This window comes from Rhizobacter sp. P3_B12 (genome assembly GCF_056402895.1).
In genome coordinates this window covers 1-4,729 of record NZ_JBFUGN010000469.1, presented here as the reverse complement: position 1 = coordinate 4,729, position 4,729 = coordinate 1, and the positions used below count along the sequence as shown (strand labels likewise).

Here is a 4,729-nt window from a genome sequence, read left to right as displayed (position 1 = left end):
GCGCCGCACCGTGGTGGCCGTCAGGTCCGGCAGCGGATCGAGGTCGGCGGGCCGGTCGTCGTCGACCAGCAAGTGCCGCGCGACCCGCCAGCGTTCGCCGAGCAGGCCGTGGCCGTCGCTCGCCAGCTCCCAGTGCAGGCCGTGCAGCGCCGCGCCGAGTTGCAGGTTCAGGCGGCGCGGCTCGCTGCCGCGCAGCGTGGCACCGATGACGCCCGGGAACAGCTGAGCGAACAAGGTGATGCTCGCGTGCAGGTCGCCTTCAGCGGCGGCATGCGACAGCCGGCGCAAGGCCGGCAGGTCGGGCACGGCCCGGGCAAGCCGGCCCACCGATTGCCCATCGGTGATGAAGACATCGCAAGACCCGGTGTCGTCCAGGCGCGCCGTGACATGGAACGGCGGCAGATCGTGTGCTCGCGCACTGCGCATTCAAACTTCCCCCTGGGGGAAATCTAACCGCAAACGCGCCTGTCTGACACACTTTGCTACACGCCATCCGCCGGACTGTCGATCAGTTCCGCTTGCGCTGTCATCCCCAATGTGTCGGATGGGTTGGAACCGGTACCGGCGTCGGCTCTCCGCGCATACCATGCGCAACACATTGGCGCGCCAGGGAGGTATGGCCCTTGGAATCGGCATCGTCTGAGCGCCCGGCCCTGCCGTGGTGGCGAACGGCGCAGCTCGCGCTGTGGCTGATCGTGGCCGGTGCCACCGCCTTCGGCGTGACCGCCGGTGCCGGCTACCGCGGCCTGCAGGACCTGGCCGCCCAGGCCCAGGAGCGCCGGCGCGACGAGCAGACGCTCGGGCTGATCGACAAGACGCTCACGCTGCTGCTCGACATCGAGACCGGCCAGCGCGGCTACCTGCTCAGCGGCAGCACCGAAAGCCTGGCGCCGTACGAGCGGGGCAAGGCGAAGTTCCCCGACACCTATGCCGACCTGATGCAGCACCTGGCCACGCCGTCGGGGCCGCACGGTGACTTCGCCACCATCCGCCAGCGCATCGACGACCTGGTGCAGCGCCGCATCGCGCTCGCCGATGCCCATGTGCTGAAGCGCCGCAGCGGCGAGGTGGAACCCGCCGGCGCCGGCACCGACCTGGACGGCAAGCTCGCGATGGATGCGATCCGCGCCGAGTTCGAGGCGCTCGCCACCGTGCGGCGCGAGCACGTGATCCGGCGCGACGCCGATGCCGCGCGGCTGCAGGCGCGCACCGCGGCGCTGATCGTCGCGCTGGCGGCCGGTGGCTGCGCGCTGATCATCGGCGCGCTGTGGCTGCTGGCCGACGAGCAGCGCCGCCGCGACCGCGCCGAGGATTCGCTGCGGCGCTTCAGCCGCATGCTCGAGAGCATGGTCGACGACCGCACCGAGGAAGTGCGCTCGGCACGCGACCGGCTGCAGTCGTTCGCGAAGCAGCTGGACGACAGCATCGAGGCCGAGCGCCGGCGCCTGGCCCGCGAGGTGCACGACCAGTTCGGGCAGATCGTCACCGGCACCAAGCTGGTGGTGCAGCAGCTGGCGCGCGACCACCCCGAGCTGCCGGGCGACAAGCTGGCCCAGCTGACCGGCATGCTCGACGAATCGATCGTCATCGCGCGGCGCATCGCGACCGAGCTGCGCCCGCCGCTGCTCGACGACCTGGGCTTCGGGGCGGCGGTGTCGCACTTCGCCGAGCGGCTGACGCGGCCGGGGCAGCTGGAGGTCACGGCCGAGATCGACGACGACGAGCAGCTGGAGAGCGACCGCGCGAACCAGTTGTTCCGCATCGTCCAGGAGGCGACGACCAATGCGCTGCGGCATGCGCAGGCGACGCGCGTCTCGATCACCGGCTGCGAGTTCCGCGGCCTGTACGTGCTGCGCATCAGCGACAACGGCATCGGCCCGCAGCCGGTGCGCGCCGACGCGAGCGGCCTGCGCAACATGCGCGAACGCGCCGCGATGGTCGGCGGCGCGTTCGAGTTCGGGCCGGGGCCGGACGGCGGTTCGGAGGTGGTCGCCCGCATCCCGCTGCAGCAACCCGCCCGCGTGGAGGAAGCATGGCCGGCATGAAGGTGCTGATCGTCGACGACCACCCGATCATGCGGCTGGGCGTGCGCCAGCTGATCCTCGGCGCCTGGCCGGACGCCCATGTCGAGGAGGCGACGACGCTCGCGCAGGCCTGCGAGACGTTCAAGGCCTTCTCGCCCGGCTTCGTCGTGCTCGACATGGGGCTGCCCGACACCACCGGCACCGAAGGCGCCAGCCGGATGCTGCAGCTGGCCGGGCCGGTGCCGATCCTGGTGCTGAGCTTCAACGTGGAAGCCGCCTACGCCGCGCGGCTGCTGAAGATGGGGGTCGCCGGCTACCTGCCGAAGGACCGGGCCGGCGACGAGCTGGTGACCGCGCTGCGGCGCATCGGCGAGGGTCGCCGCTACGTGACCGAGGCCGCCGCCGACCACCTGGTCGACCTGCTGGGCGGGCGTTCCGCCGCCGGCGAGCCACACGAGCAGCTCTCGGCCCAGGAGCTGCGGGTGATGCAGCTGATCGCCGCCGGCAAGGCGCCGGCCGAGATCGCGCAGCTGATGGGGCTGTCGGTGAAGACGGTGGGCACCTACCGGGCACGGATGCTGGAGAAGACCGGCTGGAAGAACAACACCGAACTGACGAAGTACTGCGTGGCCCGCGGGCTGACGGATCCGGGCTGACGTGTAGGCAATCGCCCTCCATCCGATCGATACGGCGTCCGGTTCACACGCCTCGCGCCCCGGTTTACGCTGCCCGGATGCCGCTGAACGTCGTCATCGTCGAAGACTCGGAGCTGATCCAGACATGGCTGGAGCGGCTGCTGATGGCCATCCCGGGCGTCAGCGTGGTGGGCATCGCCGCGGCCGAGGACGAGGCCATCGAGATGATCGAGCGCCTGCGCCCCGGCGTCGTGACGCTGGACGTCGCCCTGTCGCCCGGCAACGGCTTCAACGTGCTGAAGGCGCTGCGCGACAGGGGCAACGACTGCAAGGCGCTGGTGCTGACCAACCAGGACCTGGCCGGGCTGCGGCCGACCGCGCAGAAATACGGCGCAGACGGGCTGTACGACAAGAGCCTGGACGCGGCGACGGTGATCGAGCGCGTGCGGCAGTGGGCGAGCCTTCCCGAAGGTTGACAGGCCCTAGAAGCTCTCCTTGACCTCGACGACGAACTGCGCCTTCTTGATCGAGCGGTCGCCGTCCAGCGGGAACGCGACATCGACGTGGATCACGTTGCCGAGCGAGGTGCGGCTGTTGCCCAGGCGCAGCCCGAAGCCCACGTCCCTCAGCAGCTTGTGCGAAGCGTCCGGCACCGCGCCCTGCCCCCAGGTGCGGCCCATGTCGTAGAACACCGCGCCGCCGACGTTGAAGAGCCGGAACGGGTACCAGTTCGTGAACACGCGCTGCTCGGTCGTGAACAGCCAGCGGCCGTCGCCGCTCTGGTAGCGCAGCGGGTAGCCACGCAGGCCGTTGTCGCCGCCGAGCAGCACCTGCTGGCCGTCGTCGAGCCGCACGCCGCGCTGCGCCGACAGGTCCATGAAGAAGCTGCGGCGCGGCGACTGCCGCAGGTAGTAGCGGCCCTCCGCCTTGAACAGCGAGTTCTGCAGCTGTCCGTCCTCGACGCGGCCGAGCGCCGAGCCGGCGAGCAGCAGCGTCTGCCGCGGCGTCAGCGCATGGCCCACCGTCGCAGCCAGCGAGAACACCGTGGCGCGCCGGTCCGCGCCGAGGCCCGGCAGCGATTCACCCAGCTTGCCGGTGACGTGCCAGCCGAGCGACACGTCCTCGGTCTTGCCGATCTGGTCCTGGTTGCGCACCTCGCTGAAGGCGTCCTGGATCAGCTCGAAGCCGATCCACGGGTACACCAGTGTGCGTTCGGTGCCGGGCGGCGGCGCCTCGTTCGGCGGCACGACCAGCGTCGCGCGGTGTTCGTCGTACGCCAGGCCGGCGGTCCAGCGCGTCACCCAGCCGTCCTGCAGGCCGGCGGACCAGCCGCCATACACCGACATCGTGCGCTCGCGCACGTCGAGCTGGCGGATCACGTCGCCGCGGTCGTAGACGGAATCGACCCGCGCCTCGTCGCGCACCTGCGAACCGGCGGTCCATGAGGTGTCGAGCGCATAGAACGGCCGCTTGACGGCCAGCGCGTGCACATGGCCGTCGCTGTTGTTGGAGTACTGGGCCTGCAGGTCCCACCAGCTGTCGAGCACGTGGTTGTCGTGGTAGCTCAGCGTCTTGCTGCTGCGGTCGACCTCGGACTTGAACGAGAAGCCGAGCTCCTTGCCGAGGCCGAGCAGGTTGGCGTCTTCCAGGCTGAAGCCGCTGCTGTTCTTGCCGCCCGAGCGGCCGAGCGACACGCCGGGATTCAGCGTCCACACGTCCTGCGTCACCACCTCGAGGTCGACGATGCCGTCGTGCAGCGCGACTGGCCGGATGTGGGCATCGCGGAAGTACGACTCGCGGCGCAGGATGCGCTCCGACTCGCGCAGCAGCCGCGGATCGTAGGGCTCGCCGGGCTTGAACAGCAGGTGCGACGCGACCACCGATTCACGCGTCAGCAGGTGCAGCTTGTTGGCCCAGCGGAACAGCAGCCTGTCTTCTTCCGGCAGGCGCGTGTCGAAGAGGTTCAGGCGCTCGAAGCGCACCTCGCCGATGCGCGCGCCGGCCGCGACCAGCGCGGCGTCGTCCGGCACCTCGGCCGGGCGGGGCTTCTCGAACTCGGGGGGCTTCGGC

General features: G+C 70.6%; 5 protein-coding genes. 3 read left to right on the top strand and 2 right to left on the bottom strand.

The window, feature by feature from the left end; genetic code table 11:
- Positions 1 to 426, bottom strand: a 426-nt coding sequence (locus AC1D01_RS21405; protein WP_477869851.1) for a hypothetical protein, incomplete at its 3' end; no start/stop codon positions are given.
- A 197-nt stretch (positions 427 to 623) separates the two neighbouring features.
- Between AC1D01_RS21405 and AC1D01_RS21400 the strand changes: the two genes are divergently transcribed.
- The 3 genes from AC1D01_RS21400 (at position 624) to AC1D01_RS21390 (ending at position 3,135) form a co-directional block, all read left to right on the top strand.
- Entirely contained in the window at positions 624 to 2,045 is a 1,422-nt protein-coding gene (locus tag AC1D01_RS21400; RefSeq protein ID WP_477869849.1) for a CHASE3 domain-containing protein, read from the top strand.
- Complete coding sequence (locus AC1D01_RS21395; protein ID WP_477869847.1) at positions 2,033 to 2,680, top strand: response regulator; 648 nt, start codon at positions 2,033 to 2,035, stop codon at positions 2,678 to 2,680. The genes AC1D01_RS21400 and AC1D01_RS21395 overlap by 13 nt, the downstream gene beginning before the upstream one ends.
- A gap of 77 nt (positions 2,681 to 2,757) precedes the next feature.
- The gene (locus AC1D01_RS21390) at positions 2,758 to 3,135 is read left to right on the top strand and encodes a response regulator (RefSeq protein ID WP_477869845.1); all 378 of its coding nucleotides are present in this window, start codon (positions 2,758 to 2,760) and stop codon (positions 3,133 to 3,135) included.
- 6 nt (positions 3,136 to 3,141) lie between these two features.
- Here AC1D01_RS21390 and AC1D01_RS21385 read toward each other — a convergent pair.
- A partial coding sequence (locus tag AC1D01_RS21385; protein WP_477869843.1) for a BamA/TamA family outer membrane protein occupies positions 3,142 to 4,729 on the bottom strand: 1,588 nt, incomplete at its 5' end.